The organism is Sphingorhabdus profundilacus, from assembly GCF_009769755.1.
GTDB lineage: Bacteria > Pseudomonadota > Alphaproteobacteria > Sphingomonadales > Sphingomonadaceae > Sphingorhabdus_B > Sphingorhabdus_B profundilacus.
Genome location: NZ_SDWJ01000001.1, coordinates 383,816 through 402,084 on the forward strand (window position 1 = coordinate 383,816; position 18,269 = coordinate 402,084).

Consider the following 18,269-nt stretch of genomic DNA (forward strand, 5'->3'; position numbering starts at 1 on the left):
CTATAATGCCCGTACCAGCCGAACCGCTTTGGCAATCCAGGCGGGGTCAGTTACCACTTGCTGCCGGGCACCTGCTTCCAGAGGCAGGATATGCAATTTGCCGTCCTCACGGCCCAAAAGCCGCCCGAATATGAAGCGGCCACCGGGGCGGGGAACAAGCACATCAAGATTGAGCGCCGTCGCGAACGCTTCGGGTTGGAGCTGTTCCATCCACAATTCATCGCCGCGCCGATATTCGCCCGACGTTGCCGCCACCCGCATCCCGATCATCGAATCGCCAATATTGGGGACCATGATGCGTTCCTGCTTGGTGGGTGCATGGGTACCATCATCATCCAGCACCGCCGCAACCGGCAGATAGTGCTGATCGGGAAGGGCGACCAGATCGCTGGAATCCACGCCCAGCGCATCGGCGATCCGGTTGATCCAGATAAGCGACAAGACGCGCATTCCAGTTTCGAGTCGCCCGATCGTCTGCGCCGTCGTGGCGGGTTTGCACCGTGCTGCGACATCGGCCAAAGTCAGTCCCTTTGCCTTACGCACATCACGAATACGGCTTTGCATAGCAATTCCTCCGATTACCAAATAGGTTTTTTCTTTCCTACATTATTTACCACATGGCAAGATTGATTCGTACTTAACGGAGAAGTTCATGCCTAGAAGTCCAAGCGTCGCCTCGAAACATTATGATCCGCGTCCATTAACCGAACAGGCTCATCCTGACAGCATGAAGGTGGGAAAACGGGAAAATTCTCGCCGGACAGTGAAGGTCAATTTGGCTGAATCGCCGCTGTCATGGCTCTTTGCGCGCGGGTTCCTGACGGAGCGGCAGCTTTTGGCGGGTGAACAATTAAGGGCGGATTATGAATCGGCGGCCTTGTCCCCGCAAATAACGATGCGATGGGACCCCGTGCCGCGTGGTGCGCGCAAGCAAGGTCCGCCGCCCGGCCTGAACACCACCGAGCGGATGATCGCCGCCAAGGTGCGCTTTGATGCGGCGATTGCGGTGGTGGGGCCGGACCTTGCCGATATTGCATGGCGCGTGGTCTGTGCAGGCGAGGCGATGACGGTCGCCGAGCGGGCTTTGGCGTGGCCGGTGCGCTCAGGCAGGCTGGTGCTGAAAATCGCGCTCGACCGGTTGGCGGATTTCTACCGCTTGCCGCATTAGGAGGCGCTTAGCCTGCCATTTCCTCCACCAGCATCGCGAGTTCCAGCCACCGTTCCTCGGCCGCTTCTTTTTCGGCGCGCAATGCGTCGCACTTTGCCGTCAGTGCGGAAAAGCGCGCTGGATTGCGGGTGTAGAGCGCGGGGTCGGCCATCTCGGCCTCTGCCGCCACAATCTCCCCGTCTATCGCCTCGATCCGCCCCGGCAACAGGTCATAGTCGCGCTGGTCCTTATAGGATAATTTGGCGGGGCGGGCAGTGGGCTTGGGCGCGGATTGCTCCACCGGAGCCGCGGCCTTGTCGGCTTTCTTGCGGGCATCGTTGGTGTCACGCCGGTCGCGCTTGGCTTCCCAGTCGGCATAGCCGCCGGCGATGATATCAACCTTCCCCGATCCATCGAGGCCCAGCGTCAGGTTCACCGTGCGATCCAGAAAATCGCGGTCGTGACTGACGATCAGGACGGTGCCGTCATAATCGGCGATCACCTCCTGCAACAGGTCGAGCGTTTCCAGATCGAGATCGTTGGTCGGCTCGTCCAGCACCAGCAAATTCGCCTCCCGCGCAAATTCGCGGGCGAGCAATATGCGCGACTGTTCGCCGCCCGACAGCGTGCCGATGCGCGCCTCGATCAGTTCGGGGTCGAACAGAAATTCCTTGAGATAGCCCTGCACATGCTTTCGCACCCCGCGCACGTCGATCCAGTCGCTACCGTCGGCGAGCACATCGCGCACGCGCTTTTCGGGCGAAAGGAGCTTGCGTTGTTGGTCGATGACGATGCCGGTCAGTGTCGGCGAAAGCGTGATGCTGCCGGTATCAGGTTGCGTCTCGCCGGTCAGGATACGGATCAGCGTGGTCTTGCCCGTCCCGTTGGCGCCGACAATCCCGATCCGGTCCCCGCGCTGGATACGCAAGGTGAAATCCTTGATGATCGTGCGGTTGCCAAAGCTTTTGCCGACCGCTTCCGCATTAATGACGGTCTTGGTCTTGCTGTCGTCGCTCGCGGCCGCGAGCTTGGCGGTGCCCTGCGGCCCCATCATCGCCGCCCGCGCCGCGCGCATTTCATAAAGCTTGGCGAGGCGGCCCTGATTCCGCTTGCGCCGCGCCGTCACGCCGCGTTCCAGCCAGTGCGCCTCGATCTTCAGCTTCGCGTCCAGCCGGTCGGCATTGCGCGCATCTTCGGCATAGACCCGCTCGGTCCATGCATCATAGCCGCCAAAGCCGATCTCGTTACGCCGCAGCAAGCCACGATCAAGCCAGAATGTCTGCCGCGTCAACCGCGTCAAAAAGGTACGGTCATGGCTGATGACCATGAAGGCACCGCGATAGCGGGTCAGCCAGTCTTCCAGCCATTCGATCGCGGCCAGATCGAGATGGTTCGTAGGCTCGTCCAGCAGCAACAGATCAGGCTCGCTCGCCAGCGCCCGGCAAATCGCGGCGCGCCGCTTTTCCCCGCCGCTTGCGGTCTTGGCTTCCCGGTCGAGGTCGATACCCAACTGGTCGGCAATCGCACGCACCGCATATTCGGGCGGACCTTTGTCGCCATGCACCGCAAAATCCACCAGCCGGTCAAAAGAGGCGACATCGGGGTCCTGATCCAGCATCACAATGTTCGTGCCCGGCACCACCACGCGCTTGCCCTTGTCGGCCTCAACCGATCCGGCGACCAGTTTCATCAAAGTCGTCTTGCCCGCGCCATTGCGTCCGATCAGCGCCAGCCGGTCGCGCGCGCCGATGAACAGGTTGATATCTTCAAACAACCAACCGCCGCCCTGCTGCAGCGCGAGATTTTCAAAGGCAAAGATCGGGGGTTGGGACATGCCAGCGCGGATAGGGGGAGGGCGGTTGCAATGCAAGCCCGTCGCTGTGGGTTCCGCCCCTTTGCGCTGAGCCATCCAGCCGTCACCCTCGTTCAACCCCATCCCGTCACCCTGAAGAACAAAGCCCGTCACCCTGAACCCCACGCTCGTCACCCTGAACCCCACCCTCGTCACCCTGAATTTGTTTCAGGGTCCATCTGTCAGTTCATTCCCGCCTTGTCGTGAAACGCCAAACTGTTACGCGGGGTTCGGTTTTATCTCTTACCCAGGGCAACGCTGCACGATGGACCCTGAAACAAGTTCAGGGTGACGGGTGGGTAGTTCTGGGTGACGCGTGTATTGTTCAGGGTAAGGCATGGCATCTTTCCCAACTCACACATTCACCCGCCTTGTTTCTCGCTCATCCCCGCTTTAGGACCCAAGCCATCGAAAGGGCCAGCACATGCGTACCATCTACCTCAACGGCAGCTACATCCCCGAAACCGAAGGTCAGGTGTCGGTGTTCGACCGCGGCTTTCTCTTTTCGGATTCGGTGTATGAGGTCGTCTCGGTTCTGGGTGGCAAACTCGTCGATTTCGACGGCCATGTGCAGCGCCTTGCCCGTTCTTTAAGCGAACTTGGCATAGAAGGTGCCCCCGATGCCGACGCGTGGCTTTCCATCTGCCGCGACCTAGTCGCGCGCAACGCGGTGGAGGAGGGCATGATCTATTGGCAGGTCACACGCGGCGCGCCATCGGACCGGGATTTTGTCTTTCCTGCACCTGGCACCGCGCCAACGGTGCTGGCCTTTTCACAAAGCCGTATCCTTGCCGACAACCCGTCCGCCGTACGCGGCATCCACGTGGTGACCTTGCCCGATTTGCGCTGGGGCAGGGCGGATATCAAGACGACGCAATTGCTTTATGCATCGCTGATGAAGAATGAGGCGATTGCCTGCGGTGCCGACGATGCATGGATGGTGCGCGACGGGTTCATCACCGAGGGCACGGCGCAGAACGCGCATATCATCACGCAATCGGGCACATTGGTAACGCACCCGCTCAACCGCGAGATATTGCACGGCATTACCCGCGCGGCGGTTCTCCCTTTGGCGGGGCATCCCATTGAAGAGCGGCCTTTTTCTGTCACCGAGGCGGAACAAGCTGCCGAAGCGTTTGTTTCCTCTGCCTCTGGCTTTGTAATGCCGGTTGTGCGGATAAATGATCAGATAATCGGTGATGGAAAACCCGGTTCGGCAACCGTTCAGCTTCGCAAAGCCTATATCGATTGGGCACGTCGCACCGCCACATGATCGGTCCGTGCACTGTAGGAGTAAGAATATGCGTAAGTACATTTTGGCAGCGCTTTTGGCAGCGGGCAGCATGACAGCGGGGGAAGCGATGGCAACGCAGGTAAATATCACGGCAACAAATCCGGTCATTGACCTGACGATTAGCGACACCGTCGAAGCCAAGCCCGACATCGCGACATTTTCTACAGGCGTACAGACCCTGGCCCCGACCGCGAGTGAAGCGGTGCGCCAGAATAATGTGCAAATGGCCTCGGTCGTCGCACGCCTCAAGAAATTGGGCATTGCCGACAAGGACATCCAGACCACGCAAATCAGCCTGAACCAGCAGTTCGACTATCGCGATGGCCAGCAGGTATTCAAAGGCTATCAGGCATCGAATATTGTCAACGCCAAGCTGCGCGACCTGAAAAAGCTAGGCGCATTTCTGGACGCGTTGGCCGTGGATGGCGCGACCAATTTCAACGGTCCGACCTTCGGCATTGATGATGACAGCAAATATCGCGAAATGGCCCGCGACAAGGTGTGGGCAACCGCAATGGCCCGCGCAAAATCGATGGCGCAAAAGGCAGGCTACACCAATGTGCGCGTGCTGCGTGTCGAAGAAACCGAGGGCCAGGGCGGCGGTTATCAACCCATGCCCATGATGGCCCGCACGATGGACGCATCGGAAAAGTCGACGCCGATTGCGCCGGGTGAGTTGAGCGTCGGGGCAACGGTTTCGTTTACGTTTGAAATGGTAAAGTGAATTAGGATCAAAACCGCTAAGGGTCAGGATCTTTTAAATGCGCTTGCGAGGCGTCAAAATGGCGAAGTTATCAAATCCAAATGCACCTCGCCGATAATTATGTCACCGGCAATCGCATTTGGTTAAAGATGAAAGTCATTTTGACGTATTATGACCATATCGGCGATTTCGACCTGACACTAAACTTCGTAAAAGTCGCAGATGGCTTTCCACGCTTCGTCGGCGGTTTCGACGAAGCGAAACAGGTCGAGATCTGGCGGGCTGATCACGCCTTCGAGCATCAGTTCTTCAAAATTGACGACGCGGTTCCAGAATTCCTTGCCGAACAGCAGGATGGGCATTTTCTTCACTTTTCCGGTCTGTACCAGCGTCAGCAATTCGAAAAATTCATCAAAAGTCCCAAAGCCGCCGGGGAAAACCGCAACGGCACGGGCGCGCAACAGGAAGTGCATCTTTCGCAGGGCGAAATAATGGAACTGGAAACTCAACCGGGGTGTGACATATAAATTGGGTGCCTGCTCATGTGGCAAGACGATGTTGAGGCCGACAGATTCGGCGCCGACATCATGGGCACCGCGATTGGCCGCCTCCATGATGGACGGTCCGCCGCCCGAGCAGACGACGAAGTGCCGTCGACCCTCTTCATCGGTGATATGGGCCTGACTAGCCAATTGGGCGAGATGCCGCGCCTCTTCATAGAAACGCGATTTTTCCTGCATACGTTCGGCAATGGTGCGCGAACGGTCATCGGTTGCAGCGGCCAGCAGGGCGTCGGCTTTTTCCGGTTCGGGAATTCGCGCCGAACCATAAATAACCAACATCGACCCGATATTCGCCTCATCCAGAAGCATTTCGGTTTTCAGCAATTCCAGCTGGAACCGGACCGGACGCAAATCTTCGCGCAAAAGAAATTCCGCGTCCTGAAATGCCAGTCGATAGGATTTGCTGCGTGTTTGTGGGGTGGAAAGCTGTTGCTCTGCGAAATCCGCTTCCTGTTGGGCTTTATAGAAGCGGCGATCAGTAATTTTTGTGTCGTTCATTAGGACGGGTTTAGTCGCACCGACCGTCTTTTGCCACCCCTTATCGGCAATAAGCCGAACCATCTTTCGTTGATTTTGACATATCGAAATGGAAATGATTGGCGTGCTGGGCGTTGTATTCGGGGCCTAGGACGGTACCGAAGCGTTTGCAGGCCGATTGATGCAGCCGTTTCAAAAACTCGCGTTCTTCCGATTTTCCGTTCCAGCCGCTCAGAACCGAGATGCGGCGACCATCGCGCAGTACAAAGGCGGATATATCGATCGCATTGGCAAATGCGTGCTCAGACAATTTGCCCGATCGACCGCCATTTACGTTTCGGCAGCTATAGGTGCCGAAAGTTTCAATCCGCACGACGTCTGACCCCAGAAACTGCCGTGCCGCAGGCCTGACCGCAAATTTGGCCCATGCCGCAAATTTGCTTGCAAGAGGGCAGGTCATGGGTCCTAAATTGGTCGCTTCGGTTCCCAAATCCATCACCTTGATTGTATCAATTGTCCGGCAACCACCCCCCAGATTCTTGTTGGGGAGGACAGTGAACCGAACCGATTGGGCTTTCAGTTCAGACAGGCATTTGCGGGATTCAGCGGTGTTGAAACTATCATTTACCGGACGGGAAATATCACGTCCGTCGCGGCCGCCACAACCTGCCAAAGCCACTATGACAATCAGGCCAGAAGGGAAATAGATTTTGCGCCCTAACATGATGCCTGTTTTAGCGTGACATGACGCGCTGTCGAACATCAATTTGCGTTTTGACTCAACGGTCAGCGTGCATAGCGAACCTTTGGCCGCAACCTCCATGGCCAAGATTGCTTCAATTTCAGCATTGCAAGCCCAATCGACAGTCCTTATCGCCGCAACATGTTGCGAATCATTCTTAATAAGAAGCTTGTGTTTTGGCTATTCCTCTCTATTCCGGCGCTGTTGATGATGGTGCGTTTCAATTCGGGTGATGTGCTGGCCATGGATATGCTGCATCCCACAGGGGAGTGGTCGGCGCGACTGATGATCGTTGCGATGATCCTTAGCCCGCTTGTTTCGATTTTGGGACCGAAGCGCTGGTTAAACTGGCTGGTGCAGCGCCGACGCGCTTTGGGGGTTGCGTCTTTCGCTTATGCCGTGCTGCATCTGATTTTCTATCTGATCGATATGGGGAATTTAGACGATATACTTGCCGAGTTTTGGGCGCTTGGCATCTGGACAGGCTGGGCAGCGATGCTGCTATTTTTGCCTATTGCGATGACCAGCAACGATGCTTGGCAGCGTCGGTTGAAGGCGGGGTGGAAGCGGTTGCAGCGCCTTGTTTATCCTGCGGCAATTCTGGTGCTTGTCCATTGGATATTCATCCATAATAATTTAGGCCCTGCTTTGGTGCACTTCATTCCGCTGGCGCTGCTTGTCGCCGCCCGATTTTTTCTTTCCTCCAAAATTCTGCATAAAGGAATATGACAATGCGTATGATTTCTACCCTCGCACTCGCAGCGGCATCTGCGATTGCCCTGGCGTCTGTACCCGCTTCGGCAACCGGCGTCATCAAATGCAAGGCTGGCCCTGTATCCGGCTGGAAAACGCAGGACGAACTGACCAAGAAGTTGACCAAAGAAGGCTGGACCGTCCGCAAATCCAAAGTCGACGGCGGTTGCTATGAAGTCTATGGCACCACCCCTGAAGGCGACCGGGTCGAGGCCTATTTCCACCCCGTCACGCTGGAAAAACTCTATGTCGGCCGCCGTGGTGAAGTGCTGTTTCGCAAGCAGGGTTATTGAGCGCCTGCGTCGATAGTCGTTGACAAAACCGGGGCCGCGCTTAAACGCGGCTTCGGGCCACGCGGTCCCAACGCCGCGCTGCTCTCTGCAAGGAGACGCTTATATGACTATCAGTAAACCCCCCATCGAGGGTGCGCTTGCGCAGCCGACCAAACCAGCAACCAAGCCGGCGCGTCCGTACTTTTCTTCCGGTCCCTGCGCGAAGCCGCCGGGTTGGGAAGCTTCCAAATTAGCAACCGAATCACTGGGCCGCTCGCACCGCGCCAAGATCGGCAAGTCGCGTCTGCAACTTGCCATCGACCTGATGCGCGAAGTGCTGCAGGTGCCCGATACGCACCGGATCGGCATTGTGCCCGGTTCGGACACCGGCGCTATCGAAATGGCGATGTGGACTATGCTCGGCGCACGGCCGGTCACAATGCTTGCGTGGGAAAGCTTCGGTGAAGGTTGGGTGACCGATGTCAACAAACAGCTCAAGCTGAACGCCACCGTCCTGAATGCGCCCTATGGCGAAATTCCGGATCTGTCGGCGGTCGATTTCAGCAATGATGTCGTCTTCACCTGGAACGGCACCACCTCGGGTGCACGTGTTTCCAATGGCGACTGGATCGCAGATGACCGCGAAGGCCTGACCTTCAATGATGCGACCTCCGCCGTGTTTGCCTATGACATGCCTTGGGACAAGCTCGATGTAACGACCTTTTCCTGGCAGAAGGTTTTGGGCGGTGAAGGCGCGCATGGCGTGCTGATCCTCGGCCCGCGCGCCGTGGAGCGGCTCGAAACCTACACTCCAGCATGGCCTTTGCCCAAGATATTCCGCCTGATGTCGAAAGGCGCGCTGGCTGAAGGCGTGTTCAAGGGCGAAACCATCAACACCCCCTCGATGCTCGCGGTCGAAGACGTCATTTTCGCGCTGGATTGGGCGAAAAGCGTGGGCGGATTGCAAGGTCTGATGGGCCGTTCGGATGCCAATGCCGCCGCGCTTGGCAAGATTGTTGCCGACCGGACATGGCTTGGCCATCTTGCCGCCGACGAAGCAACGCGGTCGAAAACCTCGGTCTGCCTGACTGTCGAAGGCGCGGATGAGGCGTTCATCAAGAAGTTCGCCGCACTGCTCGAAGCCGAAGGTGCTGCCTATGACATTGCGGGCTACCGCGATGCACCGCCGGGTCTGCGGATCTGGTGTGGTGCGACTGTCGACACCGCCGATATCGAGGCGCTCGGACCATGGATCGACTGGGCCTATTCTCAGCTCACCTCTTAATTCCAAGCCGTCACCCTGAACTTGGTTCACCTTCGGTGACTGCGTTCCAGGGCCTTACTTTCGCCGGTAAAATAAGATGCTGAAACGAGTTCAGCATGACGGCATTTCAGAACGGAACAAAAAATGACAAAACCTCGCGTACTTATCTCCGACAAAATGGACCCCAACGCCGCCAAGATCTTCATCGAGCGCGGCTGTGACGTAGATGTAATCACCGACAAGACCCCCGAAGAACTCGCCGCCATGATCGGCGACTATGACGGTCTTGCCATCCGCAGCTCAACCAAGGTGACCAAGGCCATTTTGGATGCCGCGACAAATCTGAAGGTCATTGGCCGCGCGGGAATCGGCGTCGACAATGTCGATATCCCCGCCGCCTCGGCCAAGGGCGTGGTCGTGATGAACACGCCGTTCGGCAACTCGATCACCACCGCCGAACACGCCATCGCCCTGATGTTCGCCCTCGCGCGCCAATTGCCCGAGGCGAACGCGCAGACGCAGGCGGGCCTGTGGCCGAAAAACGGCTTCATGGGGGTTGAAGTCACGGGCAAGACGCTGGGCCTGATCGGTGCCGGCAATATCGGCAGCATCGTCGCCAGCCGCGCGCTTGGCCTGAAGATGAAGGTTGTCGCATTCGACCCGTTCCTGACCGCAGAGCGCGCCGTCGAAATGGGCGTCGAGAAAGCGGACCTCGACACATTGCTGGCAAAGGCCGATTTTATCACGCTGCACACGCCGCTGACCGACCAGACCCGCAACATCTTGTCGAAGGACAATCTCGCCAAGACAAAGAAGGGCGTCCGCATCATCAATTGTGCGCGCGGTGGATTGGTTGACGAAGCGGCGCTGAAAGAGGCGCTGGATAGTGGGCAGGTCGCAGGCGCAGCGCTTGACGTGTTCGCAACCGAACCCGCCAAGGAATCACCTTTGTTCGGCACGCCCAACTTTATCTGCACCCCGCATCTGGGCGCATCGACCAATGAAGCGCAGGTCAATGTGGCACTTCAGGTGGCTGAACAGATGGCCGATTATCTGGTCACAGGCGGCGTCACGAACGCGCTCAACATGCCCAGCCTGTCTGCCGAAGAGGCGCCGAAGCTGAAGCCTTATATGACCTTGGCGCAAAAACTGGGGTCGCTCGTCGGCCAACTCGCGCATGATGATCTCGACAATATCGCGATCGAAGTCGAAGGCGCGGCGGCGGAGTTGAATATGAAGCCGATCACAGCGGCAGTGCTTTCCGGTTTCATGCGTCGTTTTTCTGATGCCGTGAACATGGTCAACGCGCCCTATCTTGCCAAGGAGCGCGGCTTCGATATCCGCGAAGTACGCCACGACAAGACCGGCGCTTATCACACGCTAATTCGGGTGACCGTCAACACCAGCCAGGGTCCGCGCTCGGTCGCCGGAACGCTTTTCGCCAACAGTGAAGCGCGGCTGGTTGAAATCTTCGGCATCAGCCTCGAGGCGGAGCTGGAAGGCAACATGCTCTACATCGTCAATGAAGACGCGCCCGGCTTCATCGGTCGCGTCGGCACGACGTTGGGCGAGGCTGGCCTGAACATCGGCACCTTCCACCTCGGCCGCCGCAGTGCCGGTGGCGAGGCGGTATTGCTATTGTCGATGGACTCCAAGATCGAAGAGCCGGTGTTGTGGCAGTTGTGCAAGCTGCCCGGCGTAAAAACGGTAAAGGCGCTTAAATTCTGATCGGGGCTTTCCCAAAAAGCGTTTTCGCGTAAAGAGCCTGCATGACCAGCATATCGCCCGATCTTTTGCCCGAAGGTTTCCGCGACCGCCTGCCTGTGCAGGCGGAGGCCGCGGTTCGGGTGGCGCGCGCTATGCTCGACGTCATGGCGTCACACGGCTATGGCCGGGTCAGCCCGGCCATAGCCGAATTCGAAGCCAGCCTTTCGGCCCGCAGTGGCGGCGCAACGCGCAGCAGCCTGTTGCGCTTCACCGATCCTGTATCGGGACATACGCTGGCCTTGCGCGGGGATATCACCGTGCAGGTTGGCCGCATCGCCACAACCCGGATGGCCGATGCACCGCGGCCGCTACGCCTGTGCTATCACGGCCAGATTCTGCGCCTGCGCGCTCGCCAGTTGCGGCCTGAACGGGAAATCACCCAATTGGGCGCCGAACTGATCGGCAATGACGGCGTCGCTGCGGCATCGGAAATCGTGACCGTTGCGGTCGAAGCACTGGAGGCGGCGGGGGTAAAGGATATCACTGTCGATTTCACCTTGCCCGATCTGGTCGAAACGCTGGCCGCCAAGGCCCTGCCGCTGTCGCCTGACAAGATCGATGCGGTGCGGTCCGAGTTGGATATGAAAGATGCAGGCGGATTGAGCGCTTTGGGGGCGGATGCCTATCTGCCCCTGCTCGCGGCAACCGGGCCTTTTGCCGAAGCGGTGAAGAAGCTGCGCGCCATTGATGCAGGCGGGGCGTTGGCCTCGCGAATTGGCGCGCTGGAAGCTATTGCAGAATCGCTCGGCGACCGCGCCACCATCACCCTCGACCCTACCGAGCGGCATGGCTTTGAATATCAAAGCTGGTTCGGCTTCACGCTCTTTGCCAAAGGCTACACCGCTGCACTCGGGCGCGGAGGCACCTATGCCATCGCGCGAACGGACGGCGGTGTCGAAGTCGCCACCGGCTTTTCGCTCTATCCCGATCCGTTGATCGACATCATCGCCGAAAAGGATGAAAACCGCCGCCTGTTCCTGCCATTAGGAACGCTGGCGTCCAAAGCGGCGCAGATGCGGAGCGAAGGCTGGATCACGGTCGCGGCGCTGGATGAGGCGGACAATGCTGAGGCCTTGGACTGTGCTTTTATGCTGAAGAGCGGCCGGGCTGAACCGGTCTAGCGTCGAACCCACCTCCGCTGAAAAAGTGAGCGTAACTGGCTTGTCCTTTCTCTCATTCCGTCACCCTGAACTTGTTTCACCTTCGGTGACTTCGTTGCAGGGTCCATTTTTCAGTCCATTCCTGCCTTGTCGTGACAAGCCACACAGTGAAGCACGGTTGCGTGATCTTTACTTCGGCGGGAATTGTTGCCCGATGGACCCTGAAACCAGTTCAGGGTGACGGTGCTTTTGGGCGGAGAGGTGCGAAAATCCGTCCCTTAATTCCCAAACACCTCTTTCAACCAAGCATCCACGACCGCCGTGGCGGGATAATCTTCGTCCCCCAGCTTGCGGTTGATCTCCATATGACCGCGCAAGCCTTTGCCCTCATATGCTTGCAGTTTCACGGACGTGCCATATTTTCGCAGGGCGGCAGCGAGGGCGGTGGATTGGTGGGCGCCGTCTTTGCGGTCGACGTGCAAGATCAGGAAGGCGGGTGCATTGGGGGATGGGGCGTGCCAATAGGGCGAAAGCGCTCTTTGCCGCACGGGGTCGAGGCCGAAAGCCCGTTCATAAGTTTCGGCCATAAATGCCCCGCCGTCCCGCATTTGTGTGGGCACGTCATAGGCCGCGCCATCCAGCGGGATGACGCCTTTCAGCGCTGATAGACGCAAGCCCTCATTTTGCAGATACACAGGGTCAGTGCCGACCAGGGCCGACAGATGCGCGCCTGCGCTATGACCCATCAGCACGATCCGGTCAGGGTCGATGCCAAGCCGCCGTGCATTGCTGCGCAAATAGGCGATGGCAGCGGCGACGTCGCTCGCCTGTTGTTCGACGGTCGCATCGGGAACAAGCCGATAGTTGATGCTGGCAAAGGCATAGCCTTGGGCGCGATAATGCGGGGCCTTGCTTTGGCCGGTGGCGTTATTCTTGTCGCCCCGTTTCCAGCCGCCACCGTGGACGAATATGACGAGCGGAGCCTTTTCCTGCGGCCCACGCCAGAAATCGAGCTTTTGCAAGTCATGGCTTCCATAGGCCATTTCTTTGCCTCCTGTTGCGGCACGCAAGGCGATTGCGGTGCCTTCGTCGCGCTGCCCCCGTTGGGCCACGGCGCAGGTACCGACCATCGCCAATGCCACGCCACCTAAAATCCATTTACGCATCTTTTGCCTCCATCGACGCTTTTGAGTGGACGTTTTGCGTCCATAGTCATAACGGGGCGCACGGCGAATCCCTTCGCAGAAAAATCCTTCTGTGCAGAAAAAGGCCCTTCAGTCAGGGAATTTTGAATGGCGAACGTAACCGTGATCGGCGCCCAATGGGGCGACGAAGGTAAAGGCAAGATTGTTGATTGGCTGGCCGAGCGGGCCGATGCCGTGGTCCGCTTCCAAGGCGGCCATAATGCCGGACACACATTGGTAGTCGGCGAAAATGTCTATAAACTGTCGCTTCTGCCGTCGGGCATAGTCACCGGCACATTGTCGATCATCGGCAATGGCGTGGTGCTCGACCCATGGGCTTTGCGCGATGAAATGGCGAAGCTGCGGGGGCAGGGCGTGTCGATCACGACCGAGAATTTCGCGCTGGCGGATAATTGCGCGCTGATATTGCCGATCCACCGCGATCTCGACGGTTTGCGGGAGGCGGCGGCGGGATCAGGCAAGATCGGTACGACCGGACGCGGCATTGGCCCTGCTTATGAAGATAAGGTCGGCCGCCGCGCGATCCGCGTGTGTGATCTCGCGCATCTCGATGCTCTGGAATCGCAACTGGACCGGCTTTGCGCGCACCATGACGCGCTGCGCGCCGGATTTGGCGAGCCGCCTGTGGACCGGGCGCGGTTGATTGCGGACCTCAAGGAAATTGCGCCCTTCGTTCTCGAATATGCCCAGCCAGTTTGGAAACGGCTGAACAAGGTCCGCAAGGCAGGTGCACGTATCCTGTTCGAAGGCGCGCAGGGCGTCTTGCTCGACGTCGATCACGGCACCTATCCCTTTGTCACCAGTTCCAACACCGTGTCCGGTACTGCGGCGGCGGGATCGGGTCTGGGGCCGAGTGCCGCCGGATTCGTGCTGGGTATTGTAAAGGCGTATACCACCCGTGTCGGTTCGGGGCCTTTCCCGACCGAGCTGGAAGACGAAACCGGCCAGCGTCTGGGCGAACGTGGCCATGAATTTGGCACGGTTACCGGACGCAAGCGCCGCTGTGGCTGGTTTGATGCCGTTATCGTCCGGCAAAGCTGCGCCGTTTCGGGCGTGACCGGCATCGCGCTGACCAAGTTGGACGTGCTCGACGGCTTTGAAACCATCAAGATCTGCACCGGCTATCGCCTCAACGGCAAAGTCTATGACTATCTTCCCGCCCATGCGGCAGATCAGGCCTCGGTCGAGCCGATCTATGAAGAAATGCCCGGCTGGCAGGAAACCACCGCCGGTGCGCGCAGCTGGGCCGACCTTCCCGCGCAGGCGATCAAATATATCAGTCGCGTGCAGGAATTGATCGAAACGCCCGTGGCGCTGGTCAGCACCTCGCCCGAACGCGAAGACACGATTTTGGTGCGGGATCCGTTCGCGGATTAACGGTTGATCAACTCAGTGAGTTGCAGCGTTTAGAAGCTGCTTTTTGGGATCGTCACCCTGAACCAAGTTCAGGGTGACGAAGGCGCAAGGGAAGCGACCGGGCTCGGATTAACCGCTCTTCAACTCCGCTTTCAGACGCAGGCTTGCGCGCCAGAAGAAGAAGGCGGGGATGATGCCCAGCCATGCAGCGCCGAACAGCACCCAGCGGACGCTGTCCTGACCGGCTATCGGCAACAGCGCGTCTGACAAGATGCCGAACAGCAACGGGCCCATGCCCAGACCGATCAGATTCTGTCCGAACACGACCATAGATGCGGCCATGGCGCGGGCTTCGGGGCGGACGAGGCCCTGCACACAGGCATAAGCCGGGCCGTAATAAGCGGAATTGAGGATAGTTGGCACGATCAGCAACGCCACCGCCACGCGCCAGTCATCCACCCAATATCCCGCGAACAGGATGGGCGCGGCGATGGCCATGCCGACGGCGGGGAAGGTCAGCAGGTGGCGCTTGTTGTCCTTGCCGAATTTGTCGGCCATTTTGCCGCCGAGCAAGGTGCCGATGACCCCTGCGATGCCGAGCGCGACCGCCATCGACAAACCTGCCTCCGTCGTCGAAAGACCGTGGCTGCGGATGAAAAAGCTGATCGTCCACAGGCCTTTGCCATAGCTTAAAAAGGCGGTGAACGAGGCGGCGATAAAAATGAAGAGAAAGGCGCGGGAGGAGAATAGTTCCCGGAATGCTTCGCCGACACGCAGTTCGACTTTCTTCGGCCCGTTCTGCGCCGCATCGCGGACCGGGCCATCCGTGCGGCGGGGCTCACGGATGATCAGCGGCAGGATCAGCGCCAGTAGCAATCCCGGTGCGCCTACCAGAAAGAGCGCGACACGCCAGCCATAAAGATCATTGACGATGCCGCCGATTACTAGCCCGAGCAGGCTGCCTACCGGAACGCCTAGCCCGAAAAAGGCGATGGCCGAGGACCGCTTTTCTGGCGGCACGCTATCGGTAATGAGCGAGTGCGCCGCCGGTGTGCATCCTGCTTCGCCGACGCCGACACCGATTCGGGCTAGCAGCAACTGGAAAAAATTCTGGGCGACACCGCAAAGCGCGGTCATTGCGGACCATAAGGCGAGCGACACCGATATCAGCGTCACGCGGTTGGTCGAGGTGCGGTCGGCATAGCGGGCAATGGGAATACCCAGCACCGCGTAGAAAACCGCAAAAGCAGGACCTGCCAGCAATCCGAGTGCGGTGTCGCTCAGCGCTAAGTCCCGCTTGATCGGTTCAGCCAGGATGTTGAGTATCTGCCGGTCGAGAAAGTTCAATGTGTAAACGATCAGCAGCATCCACAGCATCAAGCGCGGGGTGGTTGCCATTTTGCCACGCAGCGAGGCCGTTTGGTCCATTAAAGTCTCCTACTCTCCTGTGCCGGTTATCGAGCAAATTTTGCCTTTGTCAAAGCGTGCACGCCAAAATAGTTGATGTTCGGCCGGCTTTCTCTCGACAAACCGCCTCGAACCGTTCTTTAATCGCGTTGGGGCGGAAATAGGATGTTGCCCGAACGGGCGGCGGGGCGCATGGGCGAGGAACATGACAACGCGCGAAACTACGGCATTGCTGCCGCTTGATGACATTGGGCTTGACCTCTCTTTGGGTGACCGTGCCATGGTGACCGCATATGGCGCTATTCAATGGCCATGGCTGTTACGCAGCCTGCATGGCGGGCGAAAGGCAGACAAGGCAGCTCTGCTTGAATATCTGGACCTGTCGCCTGATGCGTTGCCCAATTTGGGAAGCTGGAAAGCCGATACGCATTTCCTGTGGCACATCACCCGCGCGATCGAAGAAATGCGTCCGGCGCAGGTTGTGGAACTGGGGTGCGGGGCATCCACTTTCATCATTGCCCGTGCGTTGCAGAAATTCGGGGGTGGATCGTTGGTCAGTTATGACCAGCATGGCGAATTTGCCTCGATCACGCAGCAATGGGTGCGCGAAAACGGTCTGCCGGCGGAGATCCGGCACGCGCCCCTTGGGCCATCGCCAGCGGGTTGGCCCGGGCATTGGTATCAGTTGAGCGATGTTCCTGCGGATATTGATTTGCTGATCGTCGACGGCCCGCCTTGGGCCATCCACCCTTATGTGCGCGGCGCGGCGGCGAGTCTGTTTCCGCGCATCCGGCCCGGCGGGCGGGTGCTACTCGACGATGCCGCGCGCCCCGGCGAGCGCGTTGTTGCGCGGCGCTGGCGGCGGGAACATCACACGATGCGCTTCACGCTTGACAGCAAGGGCGCAAAAGGCACCTTGGTCGGACACAAACTTCCCGCCTAAACTCAGCTTTTGGTGCTGCGCGTATCGCTGACCATATCTTCGGCGAGGTCCAGCCCGCGCTTGCCTGCGGCAGCGGTGTGGGCAGGGGCGTGCGGCGGTTCGACAAATTCCGGCTCTTCGACCTCCAGCATGCCTTCCCATTTGGTGATGACCGAGGTCGCGACCGCGTTGCCGACGACATTGGTCGCGGTGCGGCCCATGTCGAGGAACTGGTCGATCGCAAGGATCAGGGCGACGCCCTCGACCGGCAATCCGAACATCGCCAGCGTGCCGGTAATCACGACCAGCGAGGCGCGGGGAACCGCCGCCACGCCCTTGGAGGAGATCATCAGCGTCAGCAAAATCAGGATTTGCGTCATGATCGGCAGGTCTATGCCATACGCCTGCGCGATGAAGATCGTGGCGAAGCTCATATACATCATCGAGCCGTCAAGGTTGAAGCTATAGCCCAGCGGCAGCATGAAGCCCGAGATGCGGCGCGGCACGCCAAAGCGGTCGAGCTGTTCGAACAGCTTGGGCAAGGCAGCCTCGGACGAGGCGGTCGAAAAGGCGATCAGCAGCGGTTCGCGGATATAGCGGATGAGCGTCCAGATCCGGTTGCGCAGGAATATCCAGCCGATGGAGAGCAACAGCACCCACAGGATGATAAGCGACATATAGAATTCGGCGAGCAGTTCGACATAGCTGCCCAGAATCGCGAGGCCGCTGGTGGCCACAACCTTGGCCAGCGCCCCGAACACCGCGACCGGTGCGTAGCGCATTACATAATGCGTAATCTGCAGCATCATTTCAGCCAGCGCATCGGCGGCACGGACAAGCGGTGCACCCTTTTCACCCAGCGCCGAAAGGGCAACGCCAGCAAAAAGGGAGAAGACCAGTATCTGCAAAATATTGTTCGTGGCCATCGCCTCAAAGGCGTTTTTGGGGAAGATCGACAAGATGAACTCGAACACGTCGAGTTTTTTAACCTCACCGACCGTCGCCGCTGCATCGGCCGCAGCGCCCAAGGGAACGCCAATGCCTGGTTGGAAGATGTTGACCATCAACAAGCCTAACCCGATGGAAATGAAGCTGGCGAGGATGAACCATGTGATCGCGCGGAAGCCGATGCGGCCCAGCGCGCTGCTGTCGCCCATATGCGCGATGCCGACGACAATTGTCGACAGGATCAGCGGCGCGACCAGAAGCTTGATGAGATTGAGGAAAATGTCCGACAGCAATTTGAAGGTTTTGATCAGATTTTCAAAAATACTGCTGTCTGGCGCAACGCCAATATGGACGGCATATCCGACGATGATCCCGGCGATCATCCCGATCAATATCCATAATGTCAGACGCTTATCCATAGACTTCCCTCCGGCCCCTTTGGCTGGGCTGACGCTACACAGGCAAAATGCTCCTCGCAACCAGTTACGGACGTAACT

At 58.7% G+C, this 18,269-nt stretch carries 17 protein-coding genes; 10 read left to right on the forward strand and 7 right to left on the reverse strand.

What is annotated here, in order from left to right; translation table 11 throughout:
* Nucleotides 1–564, reverse strand: a complete 564-nt coding sequence (locus EUU23_RS01870) for a helix-turn-helix domain-containing protein (protein ID WP_160352433.1) — start codon at nt 562–564, stop codon at nt 1–3.
* A 163-nt stretch (nt 565–727) separates the two neighbouring features.
* Between EUU23_RS01870 and EUU23_RS01875 the strand changes: the two genes are divergently transcribed.
* The gene (locus EUU23_RS01875) at nt 728–1,168 is read left to right on the forward strand and encodes a DUF6456 domain-containing protein (RefSeq protein WP_160353485.1); all 441 of its coding nucleotides are present in this window, start codon (nt 728–730) and stop codon (nt 1,166–1,168) included.
* A 7-nt stretch (nt 1,169–1,175) separates the two neighbouring features.
* On the opposite strand, the gene EUU23_RS01880 is transcribed toward EUU23_RS01875, so the two are convergent.
* On the reverse strand, nt 1,176–2,981 hold the full coding sequence (locus EUU23_RS01880) for an ABC-F family ATP-binding cassette domain-containing protein (protein WP_160352434.1): 1,806 nt from the start codon (nt 2,979–2,981) through the stop codon (nt 1,176–1,178).
* 442 nt (nt 2,982–3,423) lie between these two features.
* Here EUU23_RS01880 and EUU23_RS01885 point away from each other — a divergent pair, with 442 nt between their 5' ends.
* A complete protein-coding gene (locus EUU23_RS01885; protein WP_160352435.1) occupies nt 3,424–4,272 on the forward strand; it encodes a D-amino-acid transaminase in 849 nt (282 codons plus the stop codon).
* A 28-nt stretch (nt 4,273–4,300) separates the two neighbouring features.
* Entirely contained in the window at nt 4,301–5,017 is a 717-nt protein-coding gene (locus tag EUU23_RS01890) for an SIMPL domain-containing protein (RefSeq protein ID WP_160352436.1), read from the forward strand.
* Between the two features lie 179 nt (nt 5,018–5,196).
* Here the strand turns inward: EUU23_RS01890 and EUU23_RS01895 are convergent, their stop codons facing one another.
* Together EUU23_RS01895 and EUU23_RS01900 are read right to left on the reverse strand one after the other, a co-directional pair.
* Nucleotides 5,197–6,057: an LOG family protein gene (locus EUU23_RS01895; protein ID WP_160352437.1), complete on the reverse strand. Its 861-nt coding sequence runs from the start codon at nt 6,055–6,057 to the stop codon at nt 5,197–5,199.
* 40 nt (nt 6,058–6,097) lie between these two features.
* Complete coding sequence (locus EUU23_RS01900; protein WP_246156013.1) at nt 6,098–6,760, reverse strand: extensin-like domain-containing protein; 663 nt, start codon at nt 6,758–6,760, stop codon at nt 6,098–6,100.
* 159 nt (nt 6,761–6,919) lie between these two features.
* Between EUU23_RS01900 and EUU23_RS01905 the strand changes: the two genes are divergently transcribed.
* The 5 genes from EUU23_RS01905 to EUU23_RS01925 all read left to right on the forward strand — a co-directional run bounded on the left by EUU23_RS01905 (nt 6,920) and on the right by EUU23_RS01925 (nt 11,955).
* A complete protein-coding gene (locus EUU23_RS01905) occupies nt 6,920–7,507 on the forward strand; it encodes a protein-methionine-sulfoxide reductase heme-binding subunit MsrQ (protein WP_160352438.1) in 588 nt (195 codons plus the stop codon).
* A 2-nt stretch (nt 7,508–7,509) separates the two neighbouring features.
* Nucleotides 7,510–7,824, forward strand: coding sequence for a PepSY domain-containing protein (locus EUU23_RS01910; RefSeq protein ID WP_246156015.1), 315 nt, complete (start codon nt 7,510–7,512; stop codon nt 7,822–7,824).
* 103 nt (nt 7,825–7,927) lie between these two features.
* The gene (locus tag EUU23_RS01915) at nt 7,928–9,088 is read left to right on the forward strand and encodes a phosphoserine transaminase (protein ID WP_160352440.1); all 1,161 of its coding nucleotides are present in this window, start codon (nt 7,928–7,930) and stop codon (nt 9,086–9,088) included.
* A gap of 123 nt (nt 9,089–9,211) precedes the next feature.
* A complete protein-coding gene (serA, locus tag EUU23_RS01920; protein ID WP_160352441.1) occupies nt 9,212–10,795 on the forward strand; it encodes a phosphoglycerate dehydrogenase in 1,584 nt (527 codons plus the stop codon).
* Nucleotides 10,796–10,836: 41 nt separating this feature from the next.
* The gene (locus tag EUU23_RS01925) at nt 10,837–11,955 is read left to right on the forward strand and encodes an ATP phosphoribosyltransferase regulatory subunit (protein WP_160352442.1); all 1,119 of its coding nucleotides are present in this window, start codon (nt 10,837–10,839) and stop codon (nt 11,953–11,955) included.
* 257 nt (nt 11,956–12,212) lie between these two features.
* Here the strand turns inward: EUU23_RS01925 and EUU23_RS01930 are convergent, their stop codons facing one another.
* The gene (locus tag EUU23_RS01930) at nt 12,213–13,064 is read right to left on the reverse strand and encodes an alpha/beta hydrolase (RefSeq protein WP_425505099.1); all 852 of its coding nucleotides are present in this window, start codon (nt 13,062–13,064) and stop codon (nt 12,213–12,215) included.
* A 162-nt stretch (nt 13,065–13,226) separates the two neighbouring features.
* Here EUU23_RS01930 and EUU23_RS01935 point away from each other — a divergent pair, with 162 nt between their 5' ends.
* Nucleotides 13,227–14,516, forward strand: a complete 1,290-nt coding sequence (locus tag EUU23_RS01935; protein ID WP_160352444.1) for an adenylosuccinate synthase — start codon at nt 13,227–13,229, stop codon at nt 14,514–14,516.
* Nucleotides 14,517–14,624: 108 nt separating this feature from the next.
* Here EUU23_RS01935 and EUU23_RS01940 read toward each other — a convergent pair whose 3' ends face one another.
* Nucleotides 14,625–15,923, reverse strand: coding sequence for a spinster family MFS transporter (locus EUU23_RS01940; protein WP_246156016.1), 1,299 nt, complete (start codon nt 15,921–15,923; stop codon nt 14,625–14,627).
* A 184-nt stretch (nt 15,924–16,107) separates the two neighbouring features.
* Here EUU23_RS01940 and EUU23_RS01945 point away from each other — a divergent pair, with 184 nt between their 5' ends.
* The gene (locus tag EUU23_RS01945; protein WP_160352445.1) at nt 16,108–16,845 is read left to right on the forward strand and encodes a class I SAM-dependent methyltransferase; all 738 of its coding nucleotides are present in this window, start codon (nt 16,108–16,110) and stop codon (nt 16,843–16,845) included.
* 2 nt (nt 16,846–16,847) lie between these two features.
* Here the strand turns inward: EUU23_RS01945 and EUU23_RS01950 are convergent, their stop codons facing one another.
* On the reverse strand, nt 16,848–18,191 hold the full coding sequence (locus EUU23_RS01950) for a dicarboxylate/amino acid:cation symporter (protein WP_160352446.1): 1,344 nt from the start codon (nt 18,189–18,191) through the stop codon (nt 16,848–16,850).
* Nucleotides 18,192–18,269 lie beyond the last annotated feature (78 nt).

What these genes read in the sequence shown, in the direction of transcription:
- EUU23_RS01870 (WP_160352433.1), bottom strand. Translation starts at nt 564, where the DNA reads ATGCAAAGCCGTATTCGTGATGTGCGTAAGGCAAAGGGACTGACTTTG.
- EUU23_RS01875 (WP_160353485.1), top strand. Translation starts at nt 728, where the DNA reads ATGAAGGTGGGAAAACGGGAAAATTCTCGCCGGACAGTGAAGGTCAAT.
- EUU23_RS01880 (WP_160352434.1), bottom strand. Translation starts at nt 2,981, where the DNA reads ATGTCCCAACCCCCGATCTTTGCCTTTGAAAATCTCGCGCTGCAGCAG.
- EUU23_RS01885 (WP_160352435.1), top strand. Translation starts at nt 3,424, where the DNA reads ATGCGTACCATCTACCTCAACGGCAGCTACATCCCCGAAACCGAAGGT.
- EUU23_RS01890 (WP_160352436.1), top strand. Translation starts at nt 4,301, where the DNA reads ATGCGTAAGTACATTTTGGCAGCGCTTTTGGCAGCGGGCAGCATGACA.
- EUU23_RS01895 (WP_160352437.1), bottom strand. Translation starts at nt 6,057, where the DNA reads ATGAACGACACAAAAATTACTGATCGCCGCTTCTATAAAGCCCAACAG.
- EUU23_RS01900 (WP_246156013.1), bottom strand. Translation starts at nt 6,760, where the DNA reads ATGTTAGGGCGCAAAATCTATTTCCCTTCTGGCCTGATTGTCATAGTG.
- EUU23_RS01905 (WP_160352438.1), top strand. Translation starts at nt 6,920, where the DNA reads ATGTTGCGAATCATTCTTAATAAGAAGCTTGTGTTTTGGCTATTCCTC.
- EUU23_RS01910 (WP_246156015.1), top strand. Translation starts at nt 7,510, where the DNA reads ATGCGTATGATTTCTACCCTCGCACTCGCAGCGGCATCTGCGATTGCC.
- EUU23_RS01915 (WP_160352440.1), top strand. Translation starts at nt 7,928, where the DNA reads ATGACTATCAGTAAACCCCCCATCGAGGGTGCGCTTGCGCAGCCGACC.
- serA (WP_160352441.1), top strand. Translation starts at nt 9,212, where the DNA reads ATGACAAAACCTCGCGTACTTATCTCCGACAAAATGGACCCCAACGCC.
- EUU23_RS01925 (WP_160352442.1), top strand. Translation starts at nt 10,837, where the DNA reads ATGACCAGCATATCGCCCGATCTTTTGCCCGAAGGTTTCCGCGACCGC.
- EUU23_RS01930 (WP_425505099.1), bottom strand. Translation starts at nt 13,064, where the DNA reads ATGGTCGGTACCTGCGCCGTGGCCCAACGGGGGCAGCGCGACGAAGGC.
- EUU23_RS01935 (WP_160352444.1), top strand. Translation starts at nt 13,227, where the DNA reads ATGGCGAACGTAACCGTGATCGGCGCCCAATGGGGCGACGAAGGTAAA.
- EUU23_RS01940 (WP_246156016.1), bottom strand. Translation starts at nt 15,923, where the DNA reads ATGGACCAAACGGCCTCGCTGCGTGGCAAAATGGCAACCACCCCGCGC.
- EUU23_RS01945 (WP_160352445.1), top strand. Translation starts at nt 16,108, where the DNA reads ATGACAACGCGCGAAACTACGGCATTGCTGCCGCTTGATGACATTGGG.
- EUU23_RS01950 (WP_160352446.1), bottom strand. Translation starts at nt 18,191, where the DNA reads ATGGATAAGCGTCTGACATTATGGATATTGATCGGGATGATCGCCGGG.